The sequence below is a fragment of the Pseudonocardia sp. CA-107938 genome, from assembly GCF_050936315.1.
In the GTDB taxonomy this organism is placed as follows: domain Bacteria; phylum Actinomycetota; class Actinomycetes; order Mycobacteriales; family Pseudonocardiaceae; genus Pseudonocardia.
Genome location: NZ_JBNJNA010000001.1, coordinates 4,896,713 through 4,912,781, shown reverse-complemented (window position 1 = coordinate 4,912,781; position 16,069 = coordinate 4,896,713). Strand labels below are relative to the sequence as shown.

The 16,069-nt window shown below is 72.3% G+C and carries 15 protein-coding genes; 6 read left to right on the top strand and 9 right to left on the bottom strand.

The genetic code is table 11. The annotated features are described in order from the left end of the window. Nucleotides 1-23 precede the first annotated feature (23 nt). The 3 genes from ACQEVB_RS24325 to mftM are packed head-to-tail and all read left to right on the top strand — an operon-like array spanning nucleotide 24 to nucleotide 3,685. Nucleotides 24-1,241 (top strand): AAA family ATPase, encoded by a 1,218-nt coding sequence (locus ACQEVB_RS24325; protein WP_432975281.1) that lies wholly within the window; start codon nucleotides 24-26, stop codon nucleotides 1,239-1,241. Nucleotides 1,242-1,253: 12 nt separating this feature from the next. Continuing rightward, entirely contained in the window at nucleotides 1,254-2,783 is a 1,530-nt protein-coding gene (locus ACQEVB_RS24320) for a VWA domain-containing protein (protein ID WP_432975279.1), read from the top strand. Then, the gene (gene mftM / locus ACQEVB_RS24315) at nucleotides 2,780-3,685 is read left to right on the top strand and encodes a mycofactocin oligosaccharide methyltransferase MftM (RefSeq protein WP_432975276.1); all 906 of its coding nucleotides are present in this window, start codon (nucleotides 2,780-2,782) and stop codon (nucleotides 3,683-3,685) included. Before ACQEVB_RS24320 ends, mftM begins: the two co-directional genes overlap by 4 nt. Nucleotides 3,686-3,687: 2 nt before the next feature. Here mftM and ACQEVB_RS24310 read toward each other — a convergent pair whose 3' ends face one another. The 9 genes from ACQEVB_RS24310 to ACQEVB_RS24270 form a co-directional block, all read right to left on the bottom strand. Further along, the gene (locus ACQEVB_RS24310; protein ID WP_432975273.1) at nucleotides 3,688-4,344 is read right to left on the bottom strand and encodes a MadR family response regulator transcription factor; all 657 of its coding nucleotides are present in this window, start codon (nucleotides 4,342-4,344) and stop codon (nucleotides 3,688-3,690) included. Continuing rightward, nucleotides 4,341-5,711, bottom strand: coding sequence for a histidine kinase (locus ACQEVB_RS24305; protein ID WP_432975270.1), 1,371 nt, complete (start codon nucleotides 5,709-5,711; stop codon nucleotides 4,341-4,343). Before ACQEVB_RS24305 ends, ACQEVB_RS24310 begins: the two co-directional genes overlap by 4 nt. Next, a complete protein-coding gene (locus tag ACQEVB_RS24300) occupies nucleotides 5,708-6,889 on the bottom strand; it encodes an iron-containing alcohol dehydrogenase (RefSeq protein ID WP_432975267.1) in 1,182 nt (393 codons plus the stop codon). The genes ACQEVB_RS24305 and ACQEVB_RS24300 overlap by 4 nt, the downstream gene beginning before the upstream one ends. Before the next feature lie 86 nt (nucleotides 6,890-6,975). Beyond that, entirely contained in the window at nucleotides 6,976-7,344 is a 369-nt protein-coding gene (locus ACQEVB_RS24295) for a DUF779 domain-containing protein (RefSeq protein ID WP_432975264.1), read from the bottom strand. Next, the gene (gene exaC, locus ACQEVB_RS24290; RefSeq protein WP_432975261.1) at nucleotides 7,344-8,867 is read right to left on the bottom strand and encodes an acetaldehyde dehydrogenase ExaC; all 1,524 of its coding nucleotides are present in this window, start codon (nucleotides 8,865-8,867) and stop codon (nucleotides 7,344-7,346) included. Before exaC ends, ACQEVB_RS24295 begins: the two co-directional genes overlap by 1 nt. A 128-nt stretch (nucleotides 8,868-8,995) precedes the next feature. Beyond that, nucleotides 8,996-10,213: a GAF domain-containing protein gene (locus ACQEVB_RS24285; RefSeq protein ID WP_432975258.1), complete on the bottom strand. Its 1,218-nt coding sequence runs from the start codon at nucleotides 10,211-10,213 to the stop codon at nucleotides 8,996-8,998. Between the two features lie 272 nt (nucleotides 10,214-10,485). Then, complete coding sequence (locus tag ACQEVB_RS24280) at nucleotides 10,486-11,385, bottom strand: universal stress protein (RefSeq protein ID WP_432975255.1); 900 nt, start codon at nucleotides 11,383-11,385, stop codon at nucleotides 10,486-10,488. A gap of 9 nt (nucleotides 11,386-11,394) precedes the next feature. Then, nucleotides 11,395-11,601 carry a hypothetical protein gene (locus tag ACQEVB_RS24275; RefSeq protein ID WP_432975252.1) on the bottom strand — a complete coding sequence of 69 codons (207 nt, stop codon included), beginning with the start codon at nucleotides 11,599-11,601 and terminating at the stop codon, nucleotides 11,395-11,397. Next, nucleotides 11,598-12,500 carry a universal stress protein gene (locus tag ACQEVB_RS24270; RefSeq protein WP_432975249.1) on the bottom strand — a complete coding sequence of 301 codons (903 nt, stop codon included), beginning with the start codon at nucleotides 12,498-12,500 and terminating at the stop codon, nucleotides 11,598-11,600. Before ACQEVB_RS24270 ends, ACQEVB_RS24275 begins: the two co-directional genes overlap by 4 nt. 282 nt (nucleotides 12,501-12,782) lie before the next feature. On the opposite strand from ACQEVB_RS24270, the gene ACQEVB_RS24265 reads away from it, so the two are divergent. From ACQEVB_RS24265 to ACQEVB_RS24255, 3 genes are all read left to right on the top strand, one after another. Next, nucleotides 12,783-13,955: an LLM class flavin-dependent oxidoreductase gene (locus tag ACQEVB_RS24265; RefSeq protein WP_432975246.1), complete on the top strand. Its 1,173-nt coding sequence runs from the start codon at nucleotides 12,783-12,785 to the stop codon at nucleotides 13,953-13,955. Between the two features lie 77 nt (nucleotides 13,956-14,032). Further along, entirely contained in the window at nucleotides 14,033-15,730 is a 1,698-nt protein-coding gene (locus ACQEVB_RS24260) for a sigma-54-dependent Fis family transcriptional regulator (protein ID WP_432975243.1), read from the top strand. A 10-nt stretch (nucleotides 15,731-15,740) separates the two neighbouring features. Further along, nucleotides 15,741-16,064 carry a hypothetical protein gene (locus ACQEVB_RS24255; RefSeq protein ID WP_432975240.1) on the top strand — a complete coding sequence of 108 codons (324 nt, stop codon included), beginning with the start codon at nucleotides 15,741-15,743 and terminating at the stop codon, nucleotides 16,062-16,064. The last annotated feature ends 5 nt before the right edge of the window (nucleotides 16,065-16,069 follow it).

The window sequence follows — 16,069 nt, the reverse complement described above, 5'->3', positions numbered from 1 at the left end:
CGCCCTCGCCGGAAGGTCCCACCGTGACGATCGCCCGTCCGACGTTCGCCGGCTCCCTGCGGAGCGATGCCGACAGCGAGTCCGGCACGACCGAGTTCGACGACGTCGGCGACGTGCTCGACCGCTTCGGCCGGCACGGCTACCTCGCCGACGAACGGCTCGCGACGACCGTCTTCCTGCAGACCCGGCTCGGCAAGCCGATCCTCCTCGAGGGGCCGGCCGGCGTGGGCAAGACCCAGCTCGCGAAGTCGCTCGCCGAGGTGACCGGCCGGCCGCTGCTGCGCCTGCAGTGCTACGAGGGCCAGGACGAGACGACCGCCCTGTACGAGTGGGACTACGGCAAGCAGCTGCTCTACACGCAGCTGCTCCGCGAGAAGATCGGCCAGATCGTCGCCGACACGCCGGACCTGGAGACCGCCGTCGCGCGGATCGCCCGTGAGGAGAGCGTGTTCTTCTCCGAGCGCTTCCTCGCGGCCCGCCCGCTCCTCGAGGCGATCCGCTCGCCCGAGCCCGTGGTCCTGCTCGTCGACGAGGTCGACCGGGCCGACGAGGCGCTCGAAGCCGTCCTGCTGGAGCTGCTCGCCGAGTTCCAGGTCTCGGTGCCCGAGATCGGCACCTACCACGCCGTGCATCGCCCGTACGTGGTGCTGACCTCGAACAACACGCGGGATCTCTCCGCGGCGCTGAAGCGCCGATGCCTGCACCTCTCACTCGACTACCCCGACGCGGCCCGGGAGCTGGAGATCATCCGGTCGAAGCGGACCGGCCTGCCGGACGCGCTCGCCGAGCAGCTGGTCGCGATCGTGCGCGGGCTGCGCGGGCTGGACCTGCGCAAGGCCCCGAGCATCTCCGAGACGATCGACTGGGCGCGGACGCTCGCCGTACTGGGCGTCGAGGACCTGACCGCAGAGGCCCTCGCCGCGACCGCGAACGTCGTCGTCAAGTACGACCGCGACCTGCGCCGCACGCTCGACGCGCTGCCGCGGCTCGTCGATCCGAACGCGACCGTCCCCGACTCGCTGCCGCACTCCCACGGCCACGGACACGGGCACGGGCACGGCCACGGACACGACGACGGGCACGACGACGACGTCCCCGGTCCCGCCGCGCGCCTGGCCAAGGACGAGCCAGGACGGCACGACGAGGGCTACTACGGCACGCCCGGCCGCCTCGGTTCGCCGCGGACGGTGTCGAGCAGCCAGGGGCAGCGCTCGTTCCCGACCCGTCGCCGTCCGGTCTGAGCGGCGGCAGGGATGGACGGCGCCGTCCACCGGTTCGTGCGGCTGCTGCGGTTGCACGGACTGCGCATCGGCATCTCCGAGGCGGTCGACGCGGCCACCGCGGCCGCGGCGCCCGGCATCCTCGCCGACCGCGAGCTGCTGCGCAGCGCTCTGCGCGTCTGCCTGGTGAAGGACCGCCGCGACGAGGCCGAGTTCGATCGCGTCTTCGACCGGTTCTTCCACCTCCGCGCGGTGGTCGGGCGACCGGCGGGGCACGGGCACACGCACGAGCACGACGATCTGTCCGACGAGGGCGAGCTGGAGCGGTTCACGCTGTCCGAGGAGCCGGGCCGGACCCCGGAACAGGGCCACAGCCACGGCAAGCCGGCCGACATCCGCGACTACTTCCGGCCGGAGGACCTGGCGCAGCAGTACAACCTGCACCAGGAGGCCAACAAGCTCGACATGGCGGCGCTGACCGACGAGATCGTCCTCTCCGCCGACTCCCCCGGCAGCCGGGAGACCGCGGCCAAGGTCCAGCTCACGACCTCGCGGATGCACAATCCTGGACGGCCGGGCGAGCTCACCGACGCGCCGGGACACCAGCTCGACGTGGAGCTGTCCGTCGCGCAGGAGATGGCGCTGCTGACGTGGCTCGACTCCGGTGAGGACGGCGGGCCGGGCCTGGACCCGGACGAGTTGGCCGCGCTGCGGGCCGCGCTCGCCGGCGTGCTCGACGGGTTGCCCGAGGCGCTGCGGGACCATCTGGAACGGCTCATGGCCGGCGACGCGCACGTCGAAGGCCGCGAGGTCGCGGCCGCGGCGCACGAGCACATCGACGAGGTCGAACGCGCCGCGCTGGAGGAGTCGCTGCGCCGGCTGATCCGCGGACTGCACGGCGCGCCCCGATCGCGCCGCAAGGCCGCGGCACGCGGCACCGTCGACAGCTCCCGGACGATGCGCGCCAACCTGCGCTACGACGGCGTGCCGTTCCGGCCGATCACGGTCGCCAAGGTCGCCGACCGGCCGCGACTGCTGGTGCTCGTGGACGTGTCGCTGTCCGTGCGCGCCGCCGCCCGGTTCACCCTGCAGGTGGTGCACGGCCTGCAGAGCATGGCCGCGCACGTCCGGTCGTTCGCGTTCGTGGCCGACCTCGTCGAGATCACCGACCTCTTCGAGGAGCACCCGCTGGAAGCGGCGCTGTCCCTGGTGGTCGCCGGCCTGCCGGCCGGCGGGGTGCTCGACGTGGACGCCGACTCCGACTACGGATCGGCCTTCGGCACGTTCCTCGACGAGTTCGGCACGGCGATCACCCGACGCACCACGGTCATCGTGCTCGGCGACGGCCGCGGCAACGGCAGGAACGCCAACGCGGGCGCGTTCGAGGAGATCACCCGGCGGGCGCGCGAGACGCTGTGGATCACGCCCGAGCCGCGGTACTCGTGGGGGCTCGGGTCGTGCGACCTGCCGCTGTACGCCGCGCACTGCGACCGGGTGCACGTGGTGCGCGACCTCGCCGGGCTCGACGTGATCACCACCCAGCTGAGCGCGGCCGGTCGATGACCACCGGTCCGGCCGTCGCCCCCCACCGGCCGATCGACCCGCTGGCGACCGTGACCGACGGCCGGTACGAGGACGACCTCGTGGTCGTGACCCGCGGGTCTGGCACCCGGCACGGGGTGCGGACCAGGGACTTCGGCGTGTGGACCGAGGGCGACAAGCTCCACGTCGTCCACCGGCTGCCACCTGCCGCGATCGACGACGACCTCACGGGGCGGCTCGCCGCCCAGCTGTTCACCCCCGGCTGGCTCAGCGGCAGCGACACGTTCGAGCGGCTGTTCACCGGGATCGTGCTGACCAGCGCGGATACCCCGGACGCCGCCTGGGACCTGTTCTACCGCAACACGATGCGCCGCCTCACCACACCGTTGCCCGGGCAACCCGGGTCGCTCGCGCAGTACGCGCCGGTCTACCGCCACGCCGTCGCGCTCGCCGAGGGATCCGTTCTCGAGCTGGGCTGCTGCTTCGGCTTCCTCAGCCTGCTGCTGGCCGAACGCCACCGGGTGACCGCGACCGACGTCAACACGAACACGGTGCGCCTGCTCGCCCGGGTCGCCGCGCGCCACGGCGTCCGCCTGGACACCGAGGCGTGCGACGCCGCCCGGGTCCCGCGACCCGACCGCAGCGTCGACACGGTGCTGGCGATCCACCTGCTCGAACACCTCGAACCCGACCACGGCCGCGCGGTCGTCGCCGAGGCGCTGCGGCTGGCCCGGCGCCGGGTCGTGATCGCCGTCCCGTTCGAGGACGAACCGACCGCGGTGTTCGGTCATGTCCGGACGTTCGACCTGGACTCGCTCGCCGCACTCGGCCGGTGGACGGGCGAGCCGTTCACGGTCCACGAGCACCACGGTGGATGGCTGGTGATCGATCGATCGGCTCGGTCGGCTCGGTCGGCTCGGTGACCTCAGATCACCCCGTCCTTCGTCGCGAGGTACACCGCCTCCGCCCGGCTCCCGACCTGCAGCTTGCGCATGATGTTGCGGACGTGGAACTTCGCGGTCGTCTCCGAGATGAAGAGCTGGCGGCCGATCGTCCGGTTGGAGAACCCCCGGGCGAGCAGTTGCAGCACCTCGTACTCCCGTCCGGTCAGGCGGTGCTCGTGCACCTCGGGCTTGGCGTTGATGCTGCGCACCATCGCAGCCGCGCTGCGCGAGTCGAAGGCGCTCTCGCCCCTGCTGACCGCCCGGATGGCGCGCACCAGCTCCGACGGGTCGACCTCCTTCACGACGTAGCCGCGGGCGCCGCTGTGGATGGCTTCGAGGACCAGTCGGTCGTCGATGACGGTGGTGAGCACCAGCACGGCGACGTCGGGGTAGGTGGTGTGCAGGCGGGCGCAGACGCCGATGCCCTCGTCGTCCGACGACGGGGAGAGGCGCAGGTCCAGCAGGACGACGTCCGGCCGGGTCGTCGCGACCGCGGCGATCGCCTGCTCCGGCGTGCCCGCTTCGCCGACGACGCGCAGGTCCGGCTCGCGCTCCAGCACCGACCGCAGTCCCTGGCGCATGATCGCGTGGTCGTCGACGACGACCACGGCGATCCCCGGTTCTGTCGCAACGGTCATGATCGCTCCACTCCTGGGCCGACGTCGTCCGTGCGTGGGATGCAGATCTCGACGCGGATGCCGCCCGAGCGCGCCCGGCGCAGCCGGAACGTGCCGCCGAGCGACTCCGCACGGGCAGCCATGCCCACGAGGCCGCGATGTCGCCCGTCGGCCATCCCGCTCCGCGCGAGTCGCAGCTTGCGGCGCAGCGCCGCGGGGTCACCCGATCCGTCGTCGCTGATCCACAGCTGCACGTCGCGGGGTCGGTAGCGCAGTCGCACCTGGGCGCGCCGGGCGTGGGCGTGCATCGCGACGTTGAACAGGGCCTCGCCCGCGGTGCGGGCCAGCGCGTGCTCGGCCCGGCAGCCCAACGGCACGGGTCGACCGTCGACGCACACCCTCACCGACAGGTGCGGACGGTGCTGTTGCGCCATCTCGGCGAGCAGCTCTGGCAGGCTCGCCACGTCGGCCGCGGTCCGCGTGTGGTGCAGCGCGTAGATCACGGACCGCAGCTGCTCGGTCGCGGTCGCCATGAGCTCCTTGGTGTCGCTCAGGCGGCCTGCGACGAGGGCACCGCCGTCCAGCTCCGCGACCTCGTGCCTCAGCACGTCCAGCGCGAGGCCGGCGGTGAGGACGGTCTGGGCGACGCTGTCGTGCAGCTCCAACGCGATCCGGCGGCGCTCGTCCTCGATCAGCTCCCGCTGGTGGGCGACGCGCAGCCGCTGCTCGGCGGCGCGCAGCTCCGCGGTGCGACCGAGCAGGGTCCGCGACTTCTCGGTCACCTCGTCGTAGAGGTACCGGGCGCGCCGCTCCAGCGCGATCCCGGCCGTGTAGCGGCTCGCCGTGTGCAGCGCCACCGCGGCATGGTTGGCGAGCGTCCGCAGCACCGCCAGGTCGTGCTCGTCGGGCTGTCGGTCGAACCCCGGCAGGCAGGCCAGCGCACCGACCTGCGTGTCGCCCAGCATCATCGGTACCCGTAGCCACCCCGATGTCGACGCGTCGGACTCCGGTCGACACCCGGTCGCTTCCAGCTCACCGCGCAGCACGGCCGGCACCCGCTGCAGTGAGTCGTGCGCCACGCCGTGCGGATCGAGGACGAGCAGCCGCGGACGAGCGTCCGCCAGCTGACCCTCGACCAGGACGAGCGCCGTCCAGGACGCCTGCACGTGCTCCGCCGTCGTGCGCAGGATCTCCTCGAGGAGCGCACGCGGCCCCTCGACGGTGCGCACCAGTGCCCGCGAGATGGAGTCCATCGCCGCGACCGTGCGCTTCAGCCGCTCGTTGGACCGCTGGAACTCCTGGTAGAAGGTGCGCTTGCCGGACCGCACCCCGGTCAGCGTCGCCAGGTCGGGCGGCCTCCTGCCGACCGGGCCGATCGTGGCGGTCACAACGCCGCCGCGAAGATCGTCGCGATGTCGCTCTCCGACGCCGCTCGCGGGTTCGTGGCCAGGCAGGCGTCGGCCGTCGCCGTGGCGGCGAGCCGCTCGATGTCGGCCGAGCGCACGCCCAGCTCCCCGAGCCGACGCGGTGCGCCCACCGACTCCGCCAGCTCCCCCACGTACTCCGCGAAGACCTCCGCCGCGACATCGCACGGCAGCTCCCGCACGTCGAGGCCCATCGCTGCGGCGATCGTCGCGAACCGCTCCGGCACCACCTCGGCGTTGAACCGGATCACGTGGGGCAGCAGCACCCCGTTGATCACGCCGTGCGGGAGGTCCAGGAGGCCACCGACCTGGTGGCTCATCGCGTGCGTCGCGCCGAGGATCGCGTTGGAGAACGCCAGCCCCGCCTCCAGGCTCGCCTGCGCCATCAGCAGCTGCGCGTCGGTGTCACCCGGTTGCTCGACAGCGGTTCGCAGAGCCGCGCCGACCAGCCGCGCGGCCGAGAGCGCATGGCCGTCGGCCAGCGGGTTGTGGCCCAGCGAGACGTAGCTCTCGACGGCATGGGTGAGCGCGTCCAGCCCGGTCGCGGCCGCGAGCTCGATCGGCATCGTCGCGAGCAGGCGCGGGTCGGTGAGCGAGATGTCCGGCACGACGGCGCGGCCCATGATCGTCACCTTCACCGCGTGCGCGGTGTCCGTCACGATGCAGAACTGCGACACGTCCGAGCCCGTCCCGGCCGTCGACGGGATCATCAGCAAGGGCGGGATCGGCCGCGTGACCTGGTCGACACCGGCGTAGTCGAGGATCTCGCCGCCGTTGCCGGACAGGATCGCGATCGCCTTCGCGGCGTCCAGGCACGATCCACCACCGATGCCGACGATCACGTCACCGCCGGTCTCGCGGTACCGCTCGTGCCCCCGACCGATCTCGTGGTCCTTCGGGTTGGGCGTGACGTCGTGCCAGATCACGGGTTCGAGTCCGGCATCCCGCAGGTGCTCGACCAGCTCGGCGACCCACCCGGACTCGATCAGCCCGGGATCGGTCACGACGAAGGGACGCCGCGCGCCGAGGCGGGCCGCGCAGAACCCGGCCTCGGCGAGCGAGCTCAGCCCGAAGACGACCTCGGGCACCTGGAACTTGACGAGCGGCGACCCGGGAAGAGGTACGACCGCCGTTGTCGTCATCATGCGATGCTCTCCGTTCGGGCAGTTTCCCCGTACCGGCCGTTGGACCCTGGTGCCGGGACCTTCGTCCACGGGACACGGGCCGATCAGCCCTCCAGCGCGGCGTGCTCGGCGTCGGTGAGCAGCCGCGAGCGGATCAGGAACCGCACGCCCTCTGGCGCCTCGAGGGAGAAGCCGCTGCCGCGGCCCGGCACGACGTCGATCGTCAGGAACGTGTGCTTCCAGTACTCGTACTGGAAGGCCGCCATCCACACCGGCACCGGCCGGCCGGACCCGATGTCGAGATCACCGAGCCGCACGTCGGCGTCGCCGATCAGGAACTCGCCGTCGGGATAGCACATCGGCGACGAGCCGTCGCAGCACCCGCCCGACTGGTGGAACATCAGCGGTCCGTGCTGAGCGGTGAGGCGGCGCAGCAGCTGCGCCGCCTCCTCCGTCACTCCGACCTGGTCCATCAGAAGAAGCCGAGCGCCTTCGGCGAGTACGAGACCAGCAGGTTCTTCGTCTGCTGGTAGTGCTCCAGCATCATCTTGTGGTTCTCGCGGCCGATGCCCGACTGCTTGTAGCCGCCGAATGCGGCGTGCGCCGGGTACGCGTGGTAGCAGTTGGTCCACACCCGTCCGGCCTGGATCTCCCGGCCGGCCCGGTAGGCGCGCGCACCGTCGCGGGTCCAGACACCGGCCCCGAGGCCGTACAGCGTGTCGTTGGCGATCTTCAGCGCGTCGGTCTCGTCGGCGAACCGGGCGACCGAGACCACCGGCCCGAAGATCTCCTCCTGGAAGATCCGCATCGAGTTGTCGCCCTCGAAGATCGTCGGCTCGACGTAGTACCCGCCCTTGAGGTCGCCGGGCAGATCGGCGCGGCTGCCGCCGGTGAGGATGCGTGCGCCCTCCTGCTTGCCGATGTCGATGTAGGAGAGGATCTTCTCCAGCTGGTCGTTGGACGCCTGGGCACCGATCATCGTCGTGGTGTCGAGCGGGTTGCCCTGCACGATCCGGCGGGTGCGATCGACCGCGTCCCCGAGGAACCTGTCGTAGATCGAGTCCTGGATCAACGCGCGCGACGGGCAGGTGCACACCTCGCCCTGGTTCAGCGCGAACATCGAGAAGCCTTCGAGGGCCTTGTCGTAGAAGTCGTCGTTCGCTGCGGCGACGTCGTCGAAGAAGATGTTCGGGCTCTTGCCGCCCAGCTCGAGGGTCACCGGGATCAGGTTCTGCGAGGCGTACTGCATGATCAGCCGGCCGGTGGTCGTCTCGCCGGTGAAGGCGACCTTGGCGACCCGGTTCGACGACGCCAGCGGCTTGCCGGCCTCGACCCCGAACCCGTTGACCACGTTCACGACGCCCGCCGGCAGCAGGTCACCGATCAGCTCGAACAGCTTGATGATCGACCACGGGGTCTGCTCGGCCGGCTTGAGGACCACGCAGTTGCCGGCCGCGAGAGCGGGGGCGAGCTTCCACGTCGCCATCAGCAGCGGGAAGTTCCACGGGATGATCTGCGCGACCACGCCGAGCGGCTCGTGGAAGTGGTAGGCCACCGTGTCGGCGTCCAGCTCGGCGAGTCCGCCTTCCTGGGCGCGGATCGCACCGGCGAAGTACCGGAAGTGGTCGACCACGAGCGGCAGGTCGGCGGCGAGCGTCTCGCGGACGGGCTTGCCGTTGTCCCAGGTCTCGATGACGGCGAGGTCCTCGAGGTTCGCCTCGATCCGGTCGGCGATCCGGTTGAGGATGGTGGCCCGCTCGGCGGCGGTGGTGCGCCCCCAGGCCCGCTTGGCACCATGGGCCGCGTCGAGCGCGATCTCGATGTCGGCGCTCGTGCTGCGGGGGATCTCGGTGAACTCGGCACCGGTCACCGGGGAGACGTTCGCGAAGTACTGACCGTTGCTCGGCGGCACCCAGGCGCCGCCGATGTAGTTGCCGTAGCGGGGTGCGACCTGGATCGGGCTGTCCGTCGTTCCCGGAGCCGGGTACACGGTCATCGGGTACCTCCATCTGTTCGCCCGCCGCGGCGCGGCGGATCAGGCCGCGAACGCTACGGAGCGCGACGCTGCAACCACGCTGCATCGGGTGGGGCCGTTGGTCCCGGATACCGCCGTCGACGGTCCCGTCACCACCGCAGCTGCGCGTCGAGGCGGCGGACCTCGGACAGGGCGATCCGCCGCAGCGGCGCGCTCGCCGGGAGCAGCGCGGTCTGGTGCTGCCACATCTGCAGGTCGTCGGCGCCCCACCGGGACCGGGTCCAGGCCGCCATCAGCTCCAGGTCGCCGGACGCGATGAGCGCCGTGCGCAGCCGCAGCTCCAGCCGTTCGCGCCGTTCGACCACGCCCGGAGCGTCCGACTGCGGCAGGAGCGGGCCGCGGTAGGCCCGCAGCGCGTCGCCGATCCGACCGTCCTCGAGTGCGTCCTGCACGTCGTGCCAGTCGCAGCGCAGGTCGCGGGGCAGCCGGTACGGGCGCGAGTCGAGGAGGCCGTCGAGGAGCCCGCGCAACCGCGTCAGCTCCGCTCGCGTGGTGGAGGCACGGACGTCGTCGCGGTAGAGCTCGATCGCGAGCTCGTCGCCGGACATGCCGTCCGGCCGGTCCGCGAGGATCACGACGATCTCGCTGTGCCGCGGGCTGAGCCGGACGACCTTGCCGCCGACGGTGACCTGGCAGTCGGGACGGCCGAGTGCGTCGATCGCCATGCGAGGCACCCGACGCGGTGCCGGCGCACCGATCGCGAGCAGCCTGCCGAGCTCCGCCTCGGCCATCCGGGCGGCGGCACGGACCATGCCCATCGTCTGGGGCGAGGCGACGTCGTCGCCACCGGTGATGTCGACGATGCCGAGCACGGCCTGCGTGGCTGGATCGTGGATCGGCGCCGCCACGCACGACCACGGCTGCACCGCACGGACGAAGTGCTCGGCCGCGCGGATCTGCACCGGGGCGTCCAGCCGCAGCGCCGTACCGGGAGCGTTGGTGCCGGCGGCCGCTTCGGCCCATGCGGAGCCCTCGACGAAGTTGATCCGCTCGGCACGGGCGAGGGTGCCGGGGGTGCCGCACACCCAGAGCAGCTGCCCTTGTGCGTCCCCGACCGCCATCACGCTGTCGCACTCCTCGGCCGCCCTACCGAGCACGTCGTAGAGCAGCGGGAACACCCGGGAGAGCGGATGGGCGTCGCGGTACTCGGCCAGCTCGCCACCCTGCGCGAGCAGCGGCGCGACCGGCTCGTCGTCCGCGCTCACCCCGGCCGCGACCGACCGGCGCCACGACTCCGCGACCAGCTCCCGCACGCGGGACGGCATCTCACCCGAGCCGAGGAACTGCTCCTGTGCCTCGCTGCTCACCCGACCGCCACCACCTCGCCTGGTCTGCCAGGACGTCAGCGCCGCTGCAGCGCCGGCACCAGGCTCGCGGTCACCCGTGTCGGCGGGTACCGCTGAAACTCCTGCCCGTCGAGGACGTTCGTCCTGATCGGTCCGTGCCCAGCCGCTCGACAAGTATCCGGACGTCTCGCCGTTTGTCCACGGGTTGCACCTCCAACCGGTCAGGTCAGGATTCGCAGAGGTCCCCGCGCAGGAGGGCCGTCAACTGCCGGTGGACGCCGAGCTGCAGGGCTTCACGCTGCACGGCGCCGCGGCACGACGACGAGCGGGCACGGCGCCTCGCGCAGCAACGTCCGCGCCACCGAACCCACCGCGGGCCCACCTGACCACCTTCGCCGAGATGGGCCCACGACGACGAGCCCGGCCGTGGTCGCGACATCCAGCAACACCGCCGACGGGTGGCCGCGCCGGACGACGGAACGCATCGGCACCGCCGGGTAGCGAGCAGCCCAACCGGCCAGCCACGTCCTGTGGGCATCGACCATCACCGCCACGTACTGCTCGAGCAGCGGGTCGATCCCGTGCACGCTCTCCTCCCACGCATGGACCGCGACCAGCGGCACGCCCCGCGACTCGGCCGCGGCGAACGCGACGTCGAGCACGTCCTGCGGGGTCGTAGGAGCGACACCGACCACGACCGCTCCGTCGTCGCCGACGCTGGTGCCGGCCGGCACGACGGCCACGAGGCATGCCGCGTCCGCAAGCACGGCACCGATCACGGAGCCGACCCGATCCGCACGACCCATGGCCTCGCGGCCGAGCACCACCAGATCGGCACCCGCCGCATCGGCGACCAGCCGGCCTGCCGGTCGATCCAGCACGACCGAGGTGCGGATCTCCACCCGCTGGTCCTGCGGAACACCGGCGACCACGTCCTCGGCAACCACCGTCGCCCGCTCGAGGATGCGCTCGCCGCGGCGGGCGAGCGCGTGGAGCCGGCCCTCCATGGCATTCGCCGCGCCGTCCACGTGCAGGATCCGCAGCGGACGGTCCCGCCGCTGTGCCTCGCGGGCAGCCCATCGCACCGCGTTCAGCGCCGCGGCCGACCCGTCGTCGCCGACCAGCACCGGGCGACCCGCCCGGCGCGACTGCGCTTCGATCTCGTCCGCCCGGGACCGCGTCACCGTCGTCATGGCTCCCCCTCACGCCGCACGTGTGCTCGTCGTGGCCCGGTACGGAGCTGGGTCGACCGCCGGCCGAGGCGTCCCGGTCTTGGTCAGCGCCCCGCACAGCCGCACGACGGCACGCAGCACGACCAGCGCCGCGACCGCGACGACGGAGGAGAAGAGCACAAGGACGGCGAAGACGGCGCCGAGCACCGCGGAGAGGAGCGCCGCGACCGCGTTCACGACCGCACCCCCGCCCGGGTGCCGGGTGTCTCCCGCCCGCCGGCCGCGCCGGTCCCGTGCACCACGACGACCGGGCAGGGCGCGAACTCCACGAGCGCGTTGCTCGTCGAGCCCATCAGCATGCCGGTGTACCCGGTGCGGCCGCGCGTGCCGACCACGAGCATCCGCGCACCCGCGGCCCGATCCAGCAGGACCCGTACCGGGGTGCCCTCTGCGACGACCTGGTCGACGGCGAGGTCGGGGTACCGCTCCCGCAGGGGCAGCAAGCTGGCCTCCAGCTCCGCGGCGGCCTCGGCGAACAGCTCGTCGGGAGCCTCACGACGCCGGAAGGGCGTACCGCCCGGGCCGACCGCGACGTCGCTCCACGCCTCGACCGCGACCAGCCGGGCACCCAGCGAGGCAGCGAGGTCGGCGGCAACCTCCAGCGCGGCCACGCTGGCGGCAGAGCCGTCCACACCGACCACGACCGGACCACCGCGCGGCGGGGCGATGCGCGGGGCCGACCCGCGCACGACCGCCACCGGGCACCGCGCCCGGCCCAGCACACCGAGCGCGACCGACCCGGCGAGCATGCCCGACCACGCACCGTCCCCGTAGCTGCCCAGGACGATCAGGCGGGCGTCGAAGGCACGGGCGGACACGACCTGGATGACGTCGCCCGGCCGTACCTCGACCCGCCGGTCCGTCGCGCCGGCCCGTTCGGCGACCGATTCGAGTTCGAGCAGCCACGGCTGCGCCGGCAGCGGCGCGTCCGTGGGGTCCCCGAGCTCGACATGGAGCAGGTGCAGCGGCGCCGACCAATCGGCGGCGAGGTCCGCGGCCCAGGCCGCGGCGTCGCGCGCCGATTCGGACGTGTCGACCGCGACGACGACGGGCCGCGGATCCGAGGTGGCCTGCATCGTGATGCCTCCGTGGGTTCGAGCACCTGCTGGAGCTTCGAGGTCACCACCGCGACCAGTCGCCCGACAGAGGGCCTCGGACGGTGCGGCGCGGGCCGAACGGCCCGGCGGAGCCGTGCTGATCGGCGCGCACCGGCCGAGCGACCACGAACGGTGGCGGCCCGGCGCTCCCCTGCTGTCCAGTTTCCGAACACTCCGCCGCCGGCGATCGCGGTCATGCTGCGTGCACGACGATGCGGTCGGGAGGTTCGGCCGCTCACCGACCTAGTGCGGGGAGATCTCGTGAGCCGTCTTCGATTCGGCGCCTTCCTGGCGCCCTTCCACAAGCCCGGGCAGAACCCGACCCTGGCGCTGCAGCGCGACCTCGAGCTGGTCGAGCACCTCGACGCGCTGGGCTACGACGAGGCGTGGATCGGCGAGCACCACTCGGCGGGCAGCGAGATCATCGCGTCCCCCGAGATCTTCATCGCGGCAGCGGCGGAACGCACGAGGCGGATCAAGCTCGGTACCGGGGTCACCTCGATCGCCTACCACAACCCGCTGTGGGTGGCCGACCGGATGGTCATGCTCGACCACCTCACCCGGGGACGGGTGATGCTCGGCTGCGGCCCCGGCTCGCTCCCCACCGACTCGTCGATGATCGGGCTCACCCCGACCGACACCCGCGAGCTGCTCGGCGAGAACCTCGACATCATCATGCGACTGCTGCGCGGCGAGTCGGTCACGCGGCAGACCAGGACGCACAACCTGGTCGACGCGCAGCTGCAGCTGCGGCCCTACACCGACCCGCACTTCGACATCTCGGTCGCTGCGGTCGCCTCCCCGACCGGTCCGCGGATGGCCGGCCAGCACGGCATCGGGCTGCTCTCCATCGGGGCGACCCTCACGCAGGACGGCTTCGACGCGCTGGCCCACCACTGGAACGTCGTCGAGGAACGCGCGGCCCACTACGGGCAGCCCGCACCGGATCGTGCCGGGTGGCGCCTGGTCGGCCTCATGCACATCGCCGAGACGAGGGAACAGGCGTACAGGGACGTCGAGTACGGCATCGAGCACTGGTTCCACTACTTCCAGAAGGTGGCCGCGTTCCCGCAGATGGCCGTCGGGGACAGCTCCGACGTCAAGGGCATGATCGACTTCATCAACGAGGCCGGCATCGGCGCCATCGGCACTGTCGAGGACGCTCAGGCGCAGGTGCAGAAGCTGGCCGACCAGTCCGGCGGCTTCGGCGCCTTCCTGCTGCTCGGCCACGAGTGGGCCAATCCGCAGGCCACCAAGCGGTCCTACGAGCTGATCGCCCAACGGGTCTTCCCGGAGTTCCAGGGGCAGGCCCAGGCCACGCTCGCAGCCAAGGACCGCGCGTTCGCCACCCGCGAGGCGCACGCCAAGACCCAGCTCGCCGCCGTGGAGCACATGACCAGGAAGTACGAGCAGGAGAAGGCGGCCACGGCCTGACCACGGAGTCGGGGCGGGTCGGTCGATCCGCCCCGATGCGGGCTGGATGAGGCACGATGACGTGCGGAGGGGAGTCGATGGGGACCCGACCCGATCTGCACGGTGCTGCCTGGGAGCTGTTCCAGTCAGGCCAGGAGCCGCATGACATCCGCCGTGAGGTGCTGACGTCGTGGCGACGCTCGAAGTTCAGCGGCGTCGACCCGGAGTACGTCGCGGTGCCCTTCCTGGAGACCGACCTGGACTCGCACTTCTCCCGCGTCGCGGTCCCGATCATGACCGGAATGGCGACCCTGCTAGTCGGCGACAGCTCGTGCCTGGCGCTCGCCGATGCCTCCGGCAGCGTGATCTGGCGCTGGGTCTCCGAGCCGATGCTGCGCACCACCCTGGACGGCCTGTCGGTGATCGAGGGCTTCAACTTCGGCGAGGAGTTCGTCGGCACCAACGGGTTGGGAACGGCGCTGGAGACCGGCGGCATCGCGGTGGTCCGTGGTGCCGAGCACTTCGTCCATCGCTTCCACGACGTCACGTGCGTCGCGGCACCGGTCCGGCACCCGATCACGCGCCGCGTCCTCGGCGCGGTCAACGTCACGTGCCGGGTGAACGACACCAACTCGCTGCTCGCGGTGATCGTGAGCAAGCTGGTCGACGAGATCCAACAGGCGCTCTACCAGACCGCGACGGCGCGTGAGCGCACCCTGCTCTCGGCGTTCCTGGCCGAGCGGCGGACCGCGGCCGGGCCGCTCGCCGTCGTCGGCGACGACCTGATCATCACCAATCCGCAGGCCGCCGACCTCGGGATCGACCGGCTCGGGCTGTGGGACGAGATCCGTGCGCAGCGTGGGACGGCGGACCGCACCCAGGTCTCCCTACCGGCGGACCTGACCGCCGAGGTGCGTCTGGTCCGCACCGACGGGAAGGTGGCCGGCGCCGTTGTCTCGATCCACGGCCCCGCAGCGGACGCGGCTCAGCCGGCTCGCCGGCCGCGGCCCCCGCGCACGTCAGCGAAGCCGCACGGCCGGACGGGTCTGCAGAAGCGGGCCGGCGAACTCGCCGAGGGCGGCACCGTCGCCGTGCTGGGCGAAGCGGGCACCGGCAAGACCACCGTGCTGCGTGCCGCGCTCGACCCGGTCGCGGTCCTTGACGCTGCGACCTACGGGCTGGATCCGACGTCGTGGGCGAACCGCCTCCGGCGGCACCTCGACGCCGGCGACGCCGTCGTTCTGACCCACGTCGAACTCCTGGACGCCGGCGCTGTCCGAACGGTGTCCGCTGTGCTCGCCGAGGCCGCCCGACCCGGACCCGTCGGGCTGACGATCACCGTGGTCGAGGGCGCCGCCGTGTCGACAGCGACGACGCACCTGCTCGACGCACTCTGCGCCCGGACCATGTCGATCCCGCCGCTGCGCCGCGCGCCCGACGAGATCGCCGACGCCGCTCAGGACGAGCTGCACCGCCACGATCCGGCGCTGTCGTTCACCGCCGACGCCCTGGCTGCGCTGCGCCGCTACTCCTGGCCGGGCAACCTGGCCGAGCTCGCCCGCATCGTCGCGGACCTCGCCCGCGCCGCGGATCGCCCGCGCATCGGCACGGCGGACCTGCCGGCAGAGGTCCGCCACGCGGGTGAACGCCGCGCACTGACTCCGCTGGAGGCCGCCGAGGCCACGGTCATCGCCTCGGTCCTGCGCGAGCACGACGGGAACAAGTCCACCGCCGCCCGCGCGCTCGGGATCTCCCGGACCGCGCTCTACGCCAAGATCCGCACCTACCGGATCTGAGGAGCCGACCGTGTACGTCGTCATCCGCGAGGACGAGGTGCTGCTCGCCGAACCCGACGTGTTCACAGCTTTCCACGCGACGATCGATCCGCGGATGGACCGGGCACAGATCGTCGCCGTGCTCGACCGCCACGACGTGGGGACCGTGAGCGAGGACGGCACGCACCTGTGGGTCCGCGTCGACGCGGTGCGGAAGCTCGCGGCCGGCCACGTCGATCCGGGATGGGACGCCGGCCTGGCCGCCATGCTCACCGACGCGGCCCGGAAGGGCTGGACGTCGGCCGACGGGCGCGAGGTCCGGGCCCACGTCGAGCCGAGCCATCCGGCCGGCTGACGGTC